11 protein-coding genes are annotated in these 16632 nt (G+C 63.0%); 4 read left to right on the forward strand and 7 right to left on the reverse strand.

Annotated elements, in window-relative coordinates:
* Positions 1-149: 149 nt before the first annotated feature.
* The 3 genes from IB279_RS05550 to IB279_RS05560 all read left to right on the forward strand — a co-directional run bounded on the left by IB279_RS05550 (position 150) and on the right by IB279_RS05560 (position 5288).
* On the forward strand, positions 150-848 hold the full coding sequence (locus tag IB279_RS05550; protein ID WP_034789385.1) for a response regulator transcription factor: 699 nt from the start codon (positions 150-152) through the stop codon (positions 846-848).
* Positions 845-2251, forward strand: coding sequence for a HAMP domain-containing sensor histidine kinase (locus tag IB279_RS05555; RefSeq protein ID WP_113188866.1), 1407 nt, complete (start codon positions 845-847; stop codon positions 2249-2251). Before IB279_RS05550 ends, IB279_RS05555 begins: the two co-directional genes overlap by 4 nt.
* A gap of 82 nt (positions 2252-2333) precedes the next feature.
* Positions 2334-5288: a bifunctional [glutamine synthetase] adenylyltransferase/[glutamine synthetase]-adenylyl-L-tyrosine phosphorylase gene (locus IB279_RS05560; protein ID WP_113188865.1), complete on the forward strand. Its 2955-nt coding sequence runs from the start codon at positions 2334-2336 to the stop codon at positions 5286-5288.
* 61 nt (positions 5289-5349) lie between these two features.
* Here IB279_RS05560 and IB279_RS05565 read toward each other — a convergent pair whose 3' ends face one another.
* Both IB279_RS05565 and pepN read right to left on the reverse strand, forming a co-directional pair.
* Positions 5350-7677: a PAS domain-containing sensor histidine kinase gene (locus IB279_RS05565; RefSeq protein ID WP_192339122.1), complete on the reverse strand. Its 2328-nt coding sequence runs from the start codon at positions 7675-7677 to the stop codon at positions 5350-5352.
* Positions 7678-7859: 182 nt separating this feature from the next.
* Positions 7860-10508: an aminopeptidase N gene (gene pepN, locus IB279_RS05570; protein ID WP_060516201.1), complete on the reverse strand. Its 2649-nt coding sequence runs from the start codon at positions 10506-10508 to the stop codon at positions 7860-7862.
* Between the two features lie 429 nt (positions 10509-10937).
* On the opposite strand from pepN, the gene IB279_RS05575 reads away from it, so the two are divergent.
* On the forward strand, positions 10938-11876 hold the full coding sequence (locus IB279_RS05575) for a DMT family transporter (protein ID WP_060516200.1): 939 nt from the start codon (positions 10938-10940) through the stop codon (positions 11874-11876).
* An 8-nt stretch (positions 11877-11884) separates the two neighbouring features.
* Here IB279_RS05575 and IB279_RS05580 read toward each other — a convergent pair whose 3' ends face one another.
* The 5 genes from IB279_RS05580 to IB279_RS05600 form a co-directional block, all read right to left on the reverse strand.
* Positions 11885-13177: an MFS transporter gene (locus IB279_RS05580; RefSeq protein WP_060516199.1), complete on the reverse strand. Its 1293-nt coding sequence runs from the start codon at positions 13175-13177 to the stop codon at positions 11885-11887.
* A gap of 197 nt (positions 13178-13374) precedes the next feature.
* Positions 13375-13530, reverse strand: coding sequence for a hypothetical protein (locus IB279_RS05585; RefSeq protein WP_089043881.1), 156 nt, complete (start codon positions 13528-13530; stop codon positions 13375-13377).
* Positions 13531-13604: 74 nt separating this feature from the next.
* Complete coding sequence (locus IB279_RS05590; protein WP_089043882.1) at positions 13605-13781, reverse strand: hypothetical protein; 177 nt, start codon at positions 13779-13781, stop codon at positions 13605-13607.
* Between the two features lie 178 nt (positions 13782-13959).
* Entirely contained in the window at positions 13960-14844 is an 885-nt protein-coding gene (locus IB279_RS05595; protein WP_090294805.1) for a uracil-DNA glycosylase family protein, read from the reverse strand.
* Between the two features lie 97 nt (positions 14845-14941).
* A complete protein-coding gene (locus IB279_RS05600) occupies positions 14942-16240 on the reverse strand; it encodes an Hsp70 family protein (protein WP_113188863.1) in 1299 nt (432 codons plus the stop codon).
* Positions 16241-16632: the final 392 nt, after the last annotated feature.

Here is a 16632-nt window from a genome sequence, read left to right on the forward strand (position 1 = left end):
AAGTGATGTCGCGGCGCTCGCCGTTTGGAGCGGGATGTGAAAAGGTGTGTGCGGTTCTCCGCCCGCATCCCGCTATTCCCTCACGAGAGCACTCGCCAACCCGGTTGTCGAAAGTCGAAACCGGTTGAGACAGACAGGGGTCCGGGACTATGGTCGCGCGTATGAAGATTCTCATCATTGAAGACGATCTCGAGGCGGCAGCCTATCTGGCGAAAGCCTTCCGCGAGGCGGGCATCGTGTCCGATCACGCCAGCGATGGCGAGAGTGGCCTGTTCATGGCCAGCGAGAACAATTACGACGTTCTCGTGGTGGACCGCATGCTGCCGCGTCGAGACGGTCTCTCTGTCATCACCGAGCTTCGGCGCAAGGACATCCACACGCCGGTGCTGATCCTGTCGGCGCTCGGCCAGGTGGATGACCGGGTCACGGGTTTACGCGCCGGCGGCGACGATTATCTGCCGAAGCCCTACGCCTTCAATGAGTTGCTCGCCCGTGTCGAGGTGCTTGGGCGCCGCAAGGGCACGCCCGATCAGGACATGGTTTACCGCGTGGGCGATCTGGAACTCGACCGCCTGTCGCATTCCGTGCGCCGGCAGGGAAAGGAAATTCCCCTGCAGCCGCGCGAATTCCGCCTGCTCGAATATCTCATGAAGAACGCCGGCCAGGTCGTCACCCGCACCATGCTGCTGGAAAACGTCTGGGACTACCACTTCGACCCGCAGACCAACGTCATCGACGTGCATGTCTCGCGGTTGCGCTCGAAGATCGAGAAGGATTTCGATGTGCCGCTGCTGCGCACGGTGCGCGGTGCCGGCTACATGATCAAGGATGACCGGGCGTCCGCATGAGCAAGCTTCGCGTTCTCTTCAGAACGACCGCAGTCCGGCTTTCCGCCCTCTACCTCATTCTTTTTTCTCTCTGTGCTGCCTTTCTCGTCTTCTACGTCACCGGCATGTCGGAGCGGCTGCTGCAGCAGCAGACCCGTGACGCGGTCACCGCCGAGGTGGCGCAGATCGAGCAGGTCTATAGCCGCGCCGGCATGAACGGCCTGTTGCGCTCGCTCGAGCGGCGGGCACGCCAGCCGGGAGCCAATCTCTACGTGATTGCGGGACCGAGCGGCGAAATCCTCGCCGGCAACGTTGCGAGCCTGGAGCCGGGCCTGCTCGACAGCGAAGGCTGGACCGAACGTCCCTTCGCCTATCAGCGCTATACGGACGAGAGCAAGAAGGACACCCACGTGGCGCTTGCCCATGTGCTGGTGCTCGACAATGGTCTGCGCATTCTTGTTGGCCGCGACCTGCAGGAGCCGCAGAAGTTCCGCGCCCTTGTGCGCCAGGCGCTGATGGTGGCGCTCGGCGTCATGGGGCTTGGCGCGCTCGTCATCTGGTTCGGCATCGGCCGCAACGCTTTGAAGCGCATCGATCGCATGTCGGAGGCCAGCACCAAGATCATGGCAGGCGATCTGTCGCAGCGTCTGCCGATGAGCGGCTCCGGCGACGAGTTCGACCGGCTGTCGGAATCGCTAAACGCCATGCTCAGCCGCATCGAGAAGCTGAACGAAGGGCTGCGGCAGGTCTCCGACAACATCGCTCACGATCTGAAGACGCCGCTGACGCGGCTGCGCAACAAGGCGGAAGCCGCACTTTCCCGCAAGGGCACGAGCCAGCGCGGTGCGCTCGAGGAGATCATCGGCGAATCCGATCAGTTGATCCGCACCTTCAACGCGCTTCTGATGATTTCGCGCGTCGAGGCCGGCTCGTCCGTCGCCGAGATGAGCGACATCGACCTTTCGCAGATCGTCGCCGATTGCGTCGAGCTCTACGAACCGGTGGCCGAAGATGGCGGTCTGAAACTTGAAGCCGAAGTCGCCCAGGATCTCGTGATTTCAGGCAACCGCGAACTGGTCGGCCAGGCCCTCGGCAACCTCATCGACAACGCGGTCAAGTATGCCGATGGCGCCGGGAACCCTCTGATCAAAGTCTCGCTCGAAAAACGTGAGGGGAATGTGTTGCTGTCGGTTGCCGATCATGGATCGGGCATCCCCGCAGCGATGCGCGACGAGGTGATCAAGCGTTTCGTTCGCCTGGATGAGAGCCGGTCCAAGCCTGGCACCGGCCTTGGCCTGTCGCTGGTCGAGGCCGTCATGGAAATGCATCACGGCGCGCTGCATCTCGCCGACACCGTTCCTTCCGCCGAAGATGGCGCCAAGGGGCTGACGGTTCAGATGGTTTTCCCGATGACTGCAACCTGATAGACCGGTTTTGGGAGAACGAGGTGGAGTGAGGCAGCGCGCAGTTGTTCCGCGCCGTCCGCTCCGGCCAGAGGGAGACGGCATGCAGGAACAGGTGCAGCAGTGCTGGGCGATCGAGACGACGCCGATCCGTCCGGCGACACAAGCCGATGCCAAGACAGCGCTTTCGGTCTTGAAGGATATGGCCAAGGGTCATGAAAAGGTCGCAAGCCTGCTTGCGTCCGAAACGCAGTTCAAGACCTTCATCGTCTCGGCCTTTGCCCTTTCGCCTTTTCTTCGCGACACCGGCGACAGTCGCCCCGCCATTCTCGAAGAGCTTCTCTCGACCGATCTCACGGCTTTCCTGAGCGAGCGCGTGCGCGGAGCCCGCGATGCCTGGAAGCCGAATGAAGGCGGCGCGGCATTGCCGGATACCGAGATCATGGCGCGGCTCAGAAGGGCCAAGCGCGAACTTGCCTTCGCCGTCGCTCTCGCCGATCTCTCCCGCCATTTCGACGGGCGCGAGACCACCCGTTGGCTCAGCGAATTCGCCGGTGCGGCCGTGTCGGCGACGATCGATCACCTGCTCCTGAGCGCGCATGAGAGCGGCAAGTTGAAGGTCAAGGATGCCGCAAACCCGAGCGTCGGTTCCGGCGTCGTCGTGCTCGGCATGGGCAAGCTCGGCGCCTTCGAGCTCAACTATTCCTCCGATATCGACCTCGTTGTCTTCTACGATCCGCAATCCGGCATCATCGTCGATCGCGACGATGCCTCGGAAACTTTCGGCCGGCTGTTGCGCCGCCTGATCCGCATCCTGCAGGAGCGCAGCGGCGACGGATACGTCTTCCGAACCGACCTGCGCCTGCGCCCGGATCCGGGCTCGACGCCGCTGGCGATCCCGGTCGAAGCGGCGATGCTCTACTACGAGGGCAGGGGGCAGAACTGGGAGCGCGCCGCCTTCATCAAGGCGCGGCCGGTCGCCGGCGACATCGAGGCTGGCGAGCACTTCCTCAAGGATCTGGTCCCCTTCGTCTTCCGCAAGTATCTCGACTATGCGGCGATCGCCGACATTCATTCGATCAAGCGCCAGATCCATGCCCACAAGGGGCACGGCGAGATCGCGGTCAAGGGCCACAACATCAAGCTCGGCCGCGGCGGAATCCGCGAGATCGAGTTCTTCGTTCAGACCCAGCAGCTGATTGCTGGTGGCCGCATGCCGGACCTGCGCCAGCGAGCGACGGAGCCGATGCTGCGGGCGCTCGTCAAGGCCGGCTGGATCGACGAGGAGACGGCTGACGAACTCGTCGAAGCCTATTGGTTCCTGCGCGATGTCGAGCACCGGATCCAGATGGTGCGCGACGAGCAGACGCACGTCCTGCCCGAGACCGAAGCGGAACTGAAGCGCATCGCCTATATGCTCGGCTTCGAGGATACAGCCGCCTTTTCCAAGGCCCTCTCGCGCGTGCTGAAGACCGTCGAGCGTCGCTACGCTCAGCTTTTCGAACAGGAAGCCAAGCTCTCGACCGAGACCGGCAACCTCGTCTTCACTGGCCAGCGCGACGACCCGGACACGCTGGAGACGCTGAAGAAACTCGGCTTCCAGCGGCCGTCGGACATCTCCCACACGATCCGCACCTGGCACTATGGCCGCTACCGCGCGACACAGTCGGTGGAGGCGCGCGAGCGGCTGACAGAGCTGGCGCCGGAGCTGCTGCGGGTTTTTGGCGAAAGCCGCCGCGCCGACGAAGCGCTGCTGCGTTTCGACAATTTCATCTCCGGCCTGCCTGCCGGCATTCAGCTGTTTTCTCTGCTCGGCAACAATCCGGGCCTCCTGTCGCTGATCGTCAATGTCATGTCGTCGGCCCCAAGGCTTGCCGAAATCATTGCCGCGCGCCCGCATGTCTTCGACGGCATGCTCGATCCCGGCCTGCTCGCCGAATTGCCGACGCGGGAGTATCTGGCGCCACGCATCGCCAACTTCGTCGGCGGTGCTCGCCATTACGAGGAGGTGCTCGATCGCCTGAGGATCATAGCCGCCGAGCAGCGTTTCCTGATCGGCATTCGGCTCCTGACCGGCGCGATCTCGGGCGCGCAAGCCGGCCGCGCCTTTACCGATCTTGCCGACCTCATCATCGCCGCGGCGGTAAAGGCGGTTGAGGATGAAGTTCGCTCCGTTCACGGCGATTTCCCTGGAGGCCGTATCGCCGTTGTCGGCATGGGCAAGCTCGGCAGCCACGAGCTGACGGCGGGATCCGACGTCGATCTGATCCTGCTCTACGATTACGACGAGACGGCAACCGAGTCCGACGGCGCCAAGCCGCTTGATCCGACGCGATACTTTACGCGGGTGACGCAGCGCCTGATCGCCGCACTTTCCGCGCCGACGGCGGAAGGCATCCTTTACGAGGTCGATATGCGGCTTCGTCCCTCCGGCAACAAGGGGCCGGTCGCAACCAGGATCAACGCCTTTGCCAAATATCAGCGCGAAGAGGCCTGGACGTGGGAGCATCTGGCTCTGACCCGGGCGCGCTGCATCTGCGGCGATGACCGGCTGATGGCCGAGGCCAACGGGATCTTCGCCGAGATCCTCGAGCGCAAGCGCGATGTTTCCAAAGTCAGCGCCGACGTGATCTCCATGCGCGAGATGATCGATAGCGAGAAACCGCCGAGCGACATCTGGGACTTCAAGCTGATCCCGGGCGGTCTCGTCGATATCGAGTTCATCACCCAGTATCTGGCGCTCGTAGCGCCGGCCAAGGGCGTTCAGCCGCTGACATCAGGCACCAACACCGCCGACGCGTTGAAGCTGCTTGGTGATGCGCTGATGAACCCGAACGATCTCGATGTTGCGCTGGAAGCGCTGCATCTTTTCACCGAATTGTCCCAGATCGTGCGGCTCTGCATCGAGGGCGAGTTCGAGCCGAAGGAAGCGCCGGCGGGCCTGATCGATCTCGTCTGCCGGGCAGGGGATTATCCGGACCTGAAAACCTTGGAGGGGGACGTTCGCAGGCTCTCCAAAGCCGTGCGCCGTGTGTTCCAATCGGTCGTTTCAGGGTGAGGGAGGGTAGCGGGGAAAGCCGGAGGCGCGCGCACGTCCGCGCGCTGCTTGGGTCGCTGCTTTAGGTGCGGTCCGGAATCCTGACCGAGATGATGGTCCCGACATTCTCGGTCGAGTGTATTCTCATGCTGCCGCCGTGCAGGCGGGTGAGTGAGCGCGAGATCGCGAGCCCGAGGCCGGATCCGCCCTTGCTCTTGGCGTACTGGCTCTGCACCTGTTCGAAGGGCTGACCGATCTTCTGCAATGCGTCGCGCGGAATGCCGATGCCGGAATCGGCGATCGTGAGCGTCACCGCGCCCGTCACCTTGCGTGCCCGAAGCGAAATCCGCCCGCCCTCATTGGTGAACTTGACCGCGTTCGAAAGCAGGTTGAGCAGCACCTGCTTCATGGCGCGGCGATCGGCGACCATGGTGAGGCCCGACGAGATCTGCTGCACGACGTGAATGTTCTTCTGCTCCGCCGGTATGGTGGTGAAGCGCAGCGTCTCCTCGATCAATGGCGCAAGGTCGATCGTCTCGCGGCTGATGCGCATGTGCCCGGCCTCGATCTTCGACATGTCCAGGATGTCGTTGATGACGTTCAAGAGATGCTTGCCGCTCTCATGGATGTCGCGTGAATACTCGTTGTACTTCTCGGAGCCGAGGGGCCCGAACATCTGGTTCTGCAGGATTTCCGAGAAGCCGAGGATGGCGTTGAGCGGCGTGCGCAGCTCATGTGACATGTTTGCCAGGAACTCGGACTTGGCGCGGTTGGCCGCCTCCGCACGGTCCTTCTCCGCCTGATAGTTCGAATTGGCGACCGAGAGCTCGGTCTTCTGCCGCTCCAGCGTCATGCGCGAGGCCGAGAGGTCGCCGATCGTCGCCATCAGCCGCCGCTCGGATTCGCGCAGGCGCACCTGGTGCCGCTTCAGAAGCGTGATGTCGGTGCCGACGGAGACAAGGCCGCCGTCGCGTGTGCGCCGCTCGTTGATCTGCAGCCAGCGCTCGTCCGCAAGCTGGACTTCGCTCGTCTGCGATTGGTTGCTGTGATCCGGGTCGGCGATCCGCCGCTCGACCACCGGCCGTGCTGCCGCCGTATGCACGGCTATGCGTTCGGTGCCGGGCACCAGGACGTGATCCGGAAGCTTGTAGGCCTCCTGGAAGTGGGTGTTGCACATGACGAGGCGGTCGTGCTTGTCCCAGAGTACGAAGGCTTCGGAGGTACATTCGATGGCGTCGGCGAGCCGCTGGTCGGCCTCTGCATAGCGCTGCGCAAGACGATGCTGTTCGGTCACATCCATGGCGATGCCGATCAGATGCGCCCGGCCCGAGGCCGTGCGGATGATCTCGGCGCGGGCCCGTAGCCACACATAGTGACCGTCCGCATGCCGCATGCGGAACACCTGGTCGATCTGGCGCGCGTCGCCGCGCGCGATCGTGCGGGCCACGCTGTAGATGCCGTGATCATCCGGATGCATCAGTCTTGCGGCGTCGCCGAAGGAGAGCACGCTGCTTTCACCGGGCATGCCGAGCATCTCGTACATCGAGCGCGACCAGAACAGCCGACGGTTGGCAAGGTCGAAATCCCAGAGGCCGCAACGCCCGCGCGAGAGCGCCGTCTCGACCCGCAGGTTCGATTCCGCAAAGACCGAATCGGCATCGCGGGCGCGCTTGGCCTGGATGTAGTAGGCGTAAAGCACCATCAGCAGGATCGCCGAGATGCCGGCAAACAGCGTGACGTTCAGCGAAACCTCGTCTCGCCAGGTCGTTTCGAGCTGGGTGACCGGCGTTGCCGCCAGCACGACGCCAGCCGCATCGGGCAGCTGCGCCAGCGCCACGATGTGGTCGGCGCCTGCGATCGCCGTCTTCATGACGCTCGAATGTTCGCCGAAATATTGCAGCGTCGCGATGTCGGGCGCGGCCGCAGCGAGCGTGCGGCCGATGAGCGGTCCACCGCCTTCCGTGCTTGCAAAGATCCGCCCGTCCTTGCGCACCGCGAGGATGAATGTGCCTGGATCGAGCATGCCGGTCGGCAGAAACTGGCTGAAGCGTTGCTCCGCCTCGGCACGACGGCCCTCATCGAACAGCGCGCCGCCGTCCGTCTGGAAGGCGGCGACGGCGATCGCCGCCGCAAGGCCAACGGTCTGGCGCGAACTTTCCTCCATGCGGGCATGCTCGCCCATGATGCTGGACATGCGCGAAACCGCAACGATGATCAGGAATGCAATGATCAGGATCGGGATGGAGCGCTTGAGAACGGGCTCCGCGTTTGCCAGGCGGCGTGAAGCCGGCCCGGCAAAGATCTTCGCCTGCGAGATAAACTCCTGCTCCAGGCCGGTAACGCCTGGAAGCGTGAGTCGCAACCGCCCGTCGGCTGCGCTCGCTGGTCGCGCGTCCGCCATCTTTCCCAATTGTCTAAACCCTCTGATGATTCGGCGCGCCGCTCGCCCGAATCTGACTCAATGAATCACAGGGCGATTCGCCTTGTCCAGAGGCACTGGTAAAGATTTGTTAACCATTTCTTATCGTTGGAAAATAATAGGCCGGGCCACCTTGGTGGCCCGGCCCCAGGAAAATCAGGCGTTGGCGATGCTCAGGCCTTAAGCATGCGCTCGACGATGTCGCCGACATCGGCCGAAAGTTTCGACGCGCCGGCGATCTCTTTCAGCGCCTTGCGGGCATGCCCGGCACGCTTGTCCTCCAGCGAACGCCAGGAGCGCATGGAGGTCAGGATGCGGGCCGCAAGCTGCGGATTGCGCGGGTCGATGTCGAGGATCTGGCGCGCGAGGAAGCGGTAGCCTTCTCCGTCGGCGCGGTTGAACCCGGTCGGGTTGGCGAAGGCATAGGTGCCCACCAGCGAGCGTACGCGGTTCGGATTGTTGCCGTTGAACAGTGGCTCGTTCATCAGCGCCTTGATGCGATCGAGCGTTCCAGCGCCCGGGATCGTCGCCTGCACGGCGAACCACTTGTCGATGACGAGCGCGTTGTCGGCGAAACGCTTGCGGAATGTTGCAAGCGCGTCTGTCGCCTCGGCCGAATCCGGGAAGCGGTGCGCCAGCAGCGCCAGCGCATGGCTGAGATCGGTCATGTTGTTGGCGGCCGCAAAGGCCTTCGCGGCACGCTCGGGCCCTTCATCGGCCTGAACGAGGTAGGTGAGCGCGCTGTTGCGCAGTGCCCGCCTGCCGGCGCTTGCCGCATCCGGGCTGAACCCGCCGCTGGAGACGAGTTCGTCGGAGAGTTTGAGGAACGTGTCGCGCCCGGCGGCCGCAACCGCTGTCAGGATCTGCTGGCGGGCCGCGTGGATCGCGTCCGGATCGTTGTTGGTGCCGATCTCGCGGGCGATATCGGATTCGCTCGGCAAGGCCAGCGCCTGCGAACGGAAGGCCGGCTCCAGGCTGTTGTCGGCGGCGGCCCGGATCAGGCCGTCGATCAGGGCCTTGTCCGAGGTGACCGGCTTGCCGGCGCGGACATTCGCCGTCGCCTCGACCAGATTGCCAAGCGCAATGGCATTGAGCGCCTGCCAGCGGGCGAAGAGGTCGCTTTCGTGATGCGCGATCAGCGCCAGATCGTCGGCATTCTGCTCGATATGCAGGTTGATCGGCGCGGAGAAGCTGCGGTTGAACGACGGAACCGGGCGCGAGGGGATGCCCGAGAAGACCACCGTCTGATTGCGCTCTGTCAGATGCAGGACATCGTCGGTCATGTCGGCGCCGGAAACGGCGGCAAGCGCGGCTTCGCTGCCGTCTTCGAGCAGCAGACCCATCTTCAGCGGAATGTGCATCGCTTCCTTGGCGCTCTGTCCGGGCGTCGGCGGCACGGTCTGTTCGAGCGACAGGGTGAAGGTCTGCTTGGTCGCGTCATAGGCGCCCGAAGCGGTGACCAGCGGCGTTCCGGCCTGGTGATACCAGAGCGCGAACTGGCGCAGATCCCGACCGCTTGCCGCCTCGAAGCAGGCGACGAAATCCTCGATCGTCACCGCCTGGCCGTCGTGCCGGTCGAAATAGAGATCCATACCCTTCTTGAACAGATCGCGGCCGAGGATGGTCGCGATCATGCGGGTGACTTCCGATCCCTTTTCGTAGACGGTCGTCGTGTAGAAGTTGTTGATTTCGCGGTATTTCGTCGGGCGCACCGGATGGGCGAGGGGACCTGCATCCTCCGGGAACTGTTCCGACTTCAGATGCCGCACTTCGGCGATGCGCTTGACCGCGCGCGAGCGCATGTCGGCGGAGAACTCGTGGTCGCGGTAGACCGTCAGGCCTTCCTTCAGGCAGAGCTGGAACCAGTCGCGGCAGGTGATGCGGTTGCCGGTCCAGTTGTGGAAGTATTCGTGCGCGATGATCGCCTCGATGTTGGCGTAGTCCGCATCGGTCGCCGTTTCCGGGTCCGCAAGCACGTATTTGTCGTTGAAGATGTTGAGGCCCTTGTTCTCCATGGCGCCCATGTTGAAGTCGGAGACGGCGACGATCATGAAGATGTCGAGGTCGTATTCGCGACCAAAGGCCTCTTCGTCCCACTTCATCGAGCGCTTGAGCGCATCCATGGCATAGGAGGCGCGAGGCTCCTTGCCGTGTTCGACATAGATCTTCAAGGCAACGTCGCGGCCGGACATCGTTGTGAACGTATCCTCGACCACGCCGAGGTCGCCGGCGACCAGCGCAAAGAGATAGCTCGGCTTCGGATGCGGATCGAACCAGGCGGCGAAGTGACGGCCGTCGCCCATGTCGGCGCCGCCGAGATAGTTGCCGTTCGAAAGCAGGAGGGGAGAGGACGCCTTGTCGGCGATGATGTTGACCGTGTAGACGGCAAGTACATCGGGACGATCGGGGAAATAGGTGATGCGGCGGAAGCCTTCGGCCTCGCACTGGGTGCTGTAGACGCCGTTGGTGCGGTAGAGCCCCATCAGCTGCGTATTGGTCTCGGGCGAAAGCAGGGTGGTGATGGTGATTTCGAACGGGGCGGTTTCGGGCAGGCCGCGGATCGTCAGCGTATCGTCGGCGACATCGTAGAGCGTTGCGGCGAGTTCTTCCTGGTCCAGCAAAAGGCCGGTCATGGTCAACTCGTCGCCATCAAGCACGAGCGGCGCGGCACTGTCGACACCTTCGCGGCGATGGAAGATCAGCCGGGCCTCGACCTTGGTCTCCTTCGGATCGAGCTCGAAGGTCAGATCCACTCTCTCCAGAACGAAGTCGGTCGGCCGGTAGTCTTCCAGATGAATGATCTGGCCAGTATTTGTCCGCATGGTCAGTCCCGCTTGCACCGTTCTACTGGAGAATTTGTAGAGGGTGCCTGTGATGGTGAAAAGGCCAAGGGGCGAAAAGCTGGGCTGTGCCACACGATTGTGATGCCGGCGACCGCACTTCCGACAGAAAAGACATGGCGCCCGTTATTCTTCCCGCTCCCTTATCGGACCGATGTGTATCGAAGTGGGACTAACAAGACATGAATTGGAAAGGTTTTTTTCGGCGCAGCTAAAGAAAAGCCGGCCGCCCTACTGTCGAAGGTTAATCGATCAAGAAAAAACGTCATTCATCACGAAGTTTGATCCGACTTTCGAGAAAAGCGTCGCTAAGGTGGCCCGGTCCTGCAGCGGTGCTCTCCGCTGAAAAATCTCCAAACCAGCCCGCGTGCCAGCTGATCGCCGGTCAAGGCTGTTCGAAAAGTGCCCTCAATGGATGCGGAAGTCGAAAGCCCGATGAAGGGGATCCTGCTCAAGGTCCTTTCCGTCGTCATTTTCGTTTGCATGTCGACGCTGATCAAGGCGGCCGGAAACGAGATCGCCACCGGCCAGATCACCTTCTACCGCTCGGCCTTCGCCATGGTGCCGATCCTCGGCTATCTCGCCTTCCGCGGACAGCTGCGCGACGCCTTCAAGACCGAAGATTTTACCGGCCATATCGCTCGCGGCTTCGTCGGCATTCTCGCAATGAGCTTCGGTTTTTACGGCCTCGTGCACCTGCCGCTGCCTGAAGCCATCGCCATCGGCTATGCCATGCCGCTGATCGCCGTCGCCTTCGCCGCGATTTTTCTAGGCGAGTCGGTGCGGCTCTACCGTTGGTCGGCCGTTGTCGTCGGGCTGGTCGGCGTGATGATCATCACCTGGCCACGGCTGACCCTTTTTCGCGAAGGCGGCTTCGGTTCGCTGGAGGCGCTGGGCGCTGCTGCTGTGCTGGTTTCGGCGGCCCTGGGCGCAGTTGCCATGGTGCTGGTACGAAAACTCGTCAAGAATGAGCGCACCCACACGATCGTGCTCTATTTCTCGCTGTCAGCCTCGGTCTTCTCTCTCGCGACCTTGCCCTTCGGCTGGCCGTCGATCTCGCGCGAGGCCTTCCTGTTGCTGATGGTCGCCGGTTTCTGTGGCGGTGTCGCCCAGATCCTTTTGACCGAGAGCTATCGCCACGCCGACATGTCGACGATCGCACCATTTGAGTATACCTCGATCGTGCTCGGCCTGATCATCGGCTACTTCCTGTTCGACGATATCCCGACGGCCGCCATGCTCGTCGGCACGGCCATCGTCGTCGGTGCAGGCATCTTCATCATTTTCCGCGAGCATCGGCTTGGCCTCGAGCGCCGGGGCGCTCGCAAGCATGTGACGCCGCAGGGCTGAGCCACGGCCTACGGCCGCGGGTTTTCCCAGGCCGGAACCGTATCGTCGTCGATCAGCGGTTCCTGCGCCGCCTGCTGGGCAGCCGGGCTCGTCACATCAGGGCCGGGCGTCGGCATGACGCTCGTTGCCTGGAAGTCGGTCTTGACGACGAGCCCCTTGTGCTGCTCGCGCCGCAGAATGCGCCAGGCTGCATAGCCGCCATAGAGCGCGAAGTAGACGGCAAGGACGAGAAACAGCGCCGCCGGGCCGAAACGATCCATGACCGGACCGACCATCAGCGGGCCGGAAATCGTGCCGAGCCCGTAGGTGATCATCAGGCCCGAGGATGTTTCGACATACTCGTTGGGTTTGGCGAGATCGTTGGCATGGGCGACGTTCAGTGCGTAGATCGGGAAGAGCACCGATCCGACGAAAGCGGCGATGATGTAGAGAACGGCGGGCTGGCTGCCGATCGATGCCGACATCACCAGGCACGAGATGACGCCGACGATGCCGCAGCCAACCATGACGATGCGCCGGTCGATCTTGTCGGAGAGACGTCCGATCGGGATTTGCGAGAGGGCGCTGCCGGTCAATAGCGAGGCGAGCAGTGTCGCGCCTTCCGCCGTCGAAAGTCCGATCTTCTGGGTGAAGACACCGCCGAGGTTCAGCCAGGCGCCGGAGAGCGCGCCGGCGAGAAAACCGCCGACGACGGCGACAGGCGAGCGGCGGAAGAGGGCGGGGATATCGAACTTCGCCTGTGCCGGTGGCGCCGGCATCGGGGAGGAGGAGAGCGCCGTCGGCAATAGCGCCAGCGAGAACAGCACGCTGCAGAGCATGAACAGCGACGTGTTTGTCGGGTCGCCGAGCGGCACCATGTACTGCCCGCCGATCGTGCCGACCATCGTCGTGATCAGGTAGAGCGAAAAGAGCAGGCCGCGGTTCTCGTTGGTAACGCGCTCGTTGAGCCAGCTCTCGATGACGAGATAGCTGCCGGAGATGGCAAAGCCGGCAATGGCACGGAACACAATCCAGAGGCGCCAGTCGACGATGAGGCCGCAGAGCAGGATAGCGATGGAGAGCAGCGTGATCAGCGCGGTGAAGACGCGCACATGGCCGACACGCAGCACGAATTTCGGCGTGACGACGCAGGAAAGGGTGAAGCCGACCGTATAGCCGGTGGCGATCACCGAGACCGTCAGCGTCGACCAGTTCTCGGCGACGGAACGCACGGGGATCACATAGCTCTGCAGGCCGAAGCCGACCATCATGAGCAGGGTCGACACCATCAGGCTGAAGACGGAAGCGAGGCTGGCCAGCATCGGCGCTCCTGGAAACGTGGCGCTTCGTCATTTGTCCGATGACAAGCAAACGCAGATGGAGCGAGGAACGGTCTGGCAGGGCCGGATGAGCCTGACACTCCTTAGTCGGGACGAGTGTGGCTCTATCCAGTTTTTTACGCCCTGTCGATTGCGACAGGCGATGGCAAAAAGGCGGTGCTTATACCTGCGGGCAGCAGTCAGTTCGGCAGCAACGGGCTCACGGCCGTGCGATGGGCGCGGCGTGCATCCTTCTTGGTGCTGAGAACGGTATATTCGCGCGAGGCGCGCACGGCCGTACCGATGTCGGAGATCGAATCGAGCAGGACCTTGAGGCTGGCAATCGGCTTGGTCATGGGTTCGTTCCTTTCTTCGTGTCGGGTCAATCGATGCGTCACGCGATACGCAAAAGCCGCGTATCGCGTGGGGATCAGCGCTGGATGAAGTCGGCGAAAATCTGCGCCGGACGGGTGGTCCGGGCGAGGCCGATCGCGGTCATCTGCTCGTTGGCTGCCGTGCCAAAGCGGTTGAACGGCGTCCGGTAAGCAGCGCCAGTGTGGCGGAGCGTCTCAAAGCTGCTGTGGATCGGACGAAAGCGGGCAGTCATGGTTCAATTCCTTAAATTCCATTCCTCCCGTGCCAGTATATTGCGCTGCAACGTAACGTTTTGCAATGCGTCAAAATGCGCCGCTGATATGCGCAAACCGCATGGCTTTCTTCATTCTTTGTTCATGAAACGGGCAAGCGGCCGGGAGCACGATCCGGGCAGGGCGCTTTCCTTAGGATCAGCCGTGAATGCGGGCCTTGAAGGCAAGCAGGTCCTGCCAGGCGAAGCGCTTGTTGATCGGCGCCGTCACCAGGTCCTGCGGATGCAGGGTGGCAAGGGTCGGCACATTAATGCCGCCGATCGCAAGCTCGCGCCATTCGCCGCGAAGCTGGTGGATCGTGTCGTTGCCGCCGAAGAAGAAACGGGCGGTGAAATTGCCGAGCAGCAGCAGATGCTTAGGCTCTGCCAGCGCGATCTGGCGTTCGATGAAGGGTCGGCAGATATCGGCCTCGCGCGCCGTCGGCACGCGGTTACCCGGCGGGCGCCAGGGCACGACATTGCTCAAGAGCACGCTCTCACGCGTAAGACCGATGCCCGCCATCATCCGGGTCAGCATCTCGCCGAGGCGGCCCGCAAAAGGCTGGCCGTCGCGATCGTCGTCGGCATAGGGCATCGGGCCGACGATCATGATGCCGCTTGCCGGATCACCCTCGGCAAAGACCAGATTGCGGGCGCTGTTCCTGAGATTGCAGCCGGCAAAACCTTCCATCGCAACGCGGAGCTCGGCGAGCGACCGGGCCGTTTCGGCGGCAAAGCGCGCCTCTTCGATCGCCTGCGCATCGGGGATGGCGACCGCAGGGGCGTTCGCGACTGGGGCAGGTGCGCGGGAAGGGGTGGGAGCAGCGGCCGCCGCTGTCTGGCGCGCCGTCGGTTGCGAAGCGGGTGCCTCCGCCCGGTTGCTGGTTGCCGCCACGCGGGCGTTGCCGCGTGCTGCCTTCATCGCCTCGAACTCGGCGAAACGGTCGACCGGTTCCTCTTCCAGCAGCCATTCGACGCCCGCATCGCCGTGGAAGGCGAGAAGGGCGGCAAGCTGCGCCGGAGAAAGGTCGTTGGCGGAAATCATGGCCGCCAACCTAGCCCATAAGCGGCCGGACCGGAACCGCTTTTCCGGCGCTCGACCCTCCTATCCAAGGTCATGCACATCCGGTTCGCGCGTCGGCTCAGACCGCATTCGCGGTCCAGTGGGCGATGTCCTCGTGCTCGCCGATCAGCGCCAGGCCATGGGCGATCGACAGCAGTTCGCCGCCGCTCTCGATCCGGTCGGCATCGAAACGCCGCTCGAAGATGCCGCGTACGGCCGGAACGAAGGAGGTGCCGCCGGTCAAGAACACCTTGTCGATCGTCTCGGGTGCCGTTGCCGTCGACTGCAGCACATCATCCAGCGCGCCCTCGATGCGGGCGAGCTCCGGCGCGATCCAGCCTTCGAAATCGCTGCGGCGAACGGTGCGGCGCGACATTTCGCCGAGCGGGGCGAAATAGAACTCGGTCTCGTCCTCCTTCGACAGTTGCATCTTCGTGGCCGAGATCGCGTTGTAGAGCGGATAGCCCTCGTCATGCTCGATCAGGTCAACGAAGGCCTCGAGCTTTTCCGGCTCCAGGCTCTGGCGCACGAGCTTCTTCAGATCGGTGAAATCTTTCAGTGTCTTGAAGATCGAAAGCTGATTCCAGCGGCCGAAATTCGCGTAGTAGTTCGACGGCACTTCAAGCAGCTTGTCGAAGCTCTTGAACAGACTCCCCTTTCCGATCAGTGGCGAGACGACGTTGTCGATGATGCGGAAGTCGAAATGGTCGCCGGCGATGCCCACGCCCGAATGGCCGATCGGGGTTGCCGTCAGGCGCCCGGCCTTGGTCTCGAAGCGGATCAGCGAATAGTCGGTGGTGCCGCCGCCGAAGTCGGCGACGAGCACAGTTGCGTCCTGCTTCAGGTTCTGGGCGAAGTAGAAGGCCGCTGCCACCGGTTCGTAGACGTAGTGCACCTCCGGAAAGCCGAATTCGGAGAGGGCTGCGCCATAGCGCTCGAGCGCCAGCGCAGGGTCGGGGCTGGAGCCGGCAAAGTGCACCGGACGGCCGACGACGATGCGGCTGTACTGGTCCGCCCAGCCGTCACCGGCATAGTCGCGCAGCTTGGTCAGGAACACGCGCATCAGGTCTTCGAAGCTGTGGCGCTTGGCAAAGACCTGCGTGCCCTGGAAGAGGGGGCTTGCGGCAAAGGTCTTGATCGACTGCAGGAAACGACAGTCACCGGGATTGTCGATGAAGGCGCGGATTGCGGCCTGGCCCGCCTCGACCTTCAGCGCCTGGGCGCCAAGCTTGGCATCCTTCATGAAGGAGAGGGCAGTACGCATGGCATCGGTCGAGCCGGCGAGGCTGTCGAAGCGCATCGAGTGGGTCGTTTCGCCCGCGGCAACCGCCAGAACGGAATTGGTGGTGCCGAAATCAAAGCCGAGTGCCTTGACCATGAGTGTCTCCTTGCATCTGGCGTCGCTTCGCCGCCCGGAGTGGGGCCGGTGGCGCGCGACGCAACATGAATTCCGTGGGCCGCTTTCGGGGATCGATGGGCGGCCGGCTTCAAAGCCGAAAGACACGCCGTCCGGACGCCGAGAGGCGCCTTGCCGCGTGCCGATTGCGAATGGGGTGTGCCAGCGCGTACCGCTGGAAGGGTGCGGCGGCCTCGTCGCACGGCTCTTCGGCAAAAGCAAGGCCGCATGGGTCATAGCTTCGCTGCGCGACAAATTGATGTATTTACGTTTACGTACACGTCATATATATATTTGCCTATACTCATGACCTCATGCGCAAAAGCGGGCATCGTCTGTCGCATCCCGGCTCGACAAGCCAAACTGCATTTGCC

Origin of the sequence: Ensifer sp. ENS06, from assembly GCF_014852205.1 — a bacterium.
GTDB lineage: Bacteria > Pseudomonadota > Alphaproteobacteria > Rhizobiales > Rhizobiaceae > Ensifer > Ensifer adhaerens.

Coding starts and splice junctions, on each gene's coding strand:
- IB279_RS05550 (WP_034789385.1), top strand. CDS start 150: ATGGTCGCGCGTATGAAGATTCTCATCATTGAAGACGATCTCGAGGCG.
- IB279_RS05555 (WP_113188866.1), top strand. CDS start 845: ATGAGCAAGCTTCGCGTTCTCTTCAGAACGACCGCAGTCCGGCTTTCC.
- IB279_RS05560 (WP_113188865.1), top strand. CDS start 2,334: ATGCAGGAACAGGTGCAGCAGTGCTGGGCGATCGAGACGACGCCGATC.
- pepN (WP_060516201.1), bottom strand. CDS start 10,508: ATGCGGACAAATACTGGCCAGATCATTCATCTGGAAGACTACCGGCCG.
- IB279_RS05575 (WP_060516200.1), top strand. CDS start 10,938: ATGGATGCGGAAGTCGAAAGCCCGATGAAGGGGATCCTGCTCAAGGTC.
- IB279_RS05580 (WP_060516199.1), bottom strand. CDS start 13,177: ATGCTGGCCAGCCTCGCTTCCGTCTTCAGCCTGATGGTGTCGACCCTG.
- IB279_RS05585 (WP_089043881.1), bottom strand. CDS start 13,530: ATGACCAAGCCGATTGCCAGCCTCAAGGTCCTGCTCGATTCGATCTCC.
- IB279_RS05590 (WP_089043882.1), bottom strand. CDS start 13,781: ATGACTGCCCGCTTTCGTCCGATCCACAGCAGCTTTGAGACGCTCCGC.
- IB279_RS05595 (WP_090294805.1), bottom strand. CDS start 14,844: ATGATTTCCGCCAACGACCTTTCTCCGGCGCAGCTTGCCGCCCTTCTC.
- IB279_RS05600 (WP_113188863.1), bottom strand. CDS start 16,240: ATGGTCAAGGCACTCGGCTTTGATTTCGGCACCACCAATTCCGTTCTG.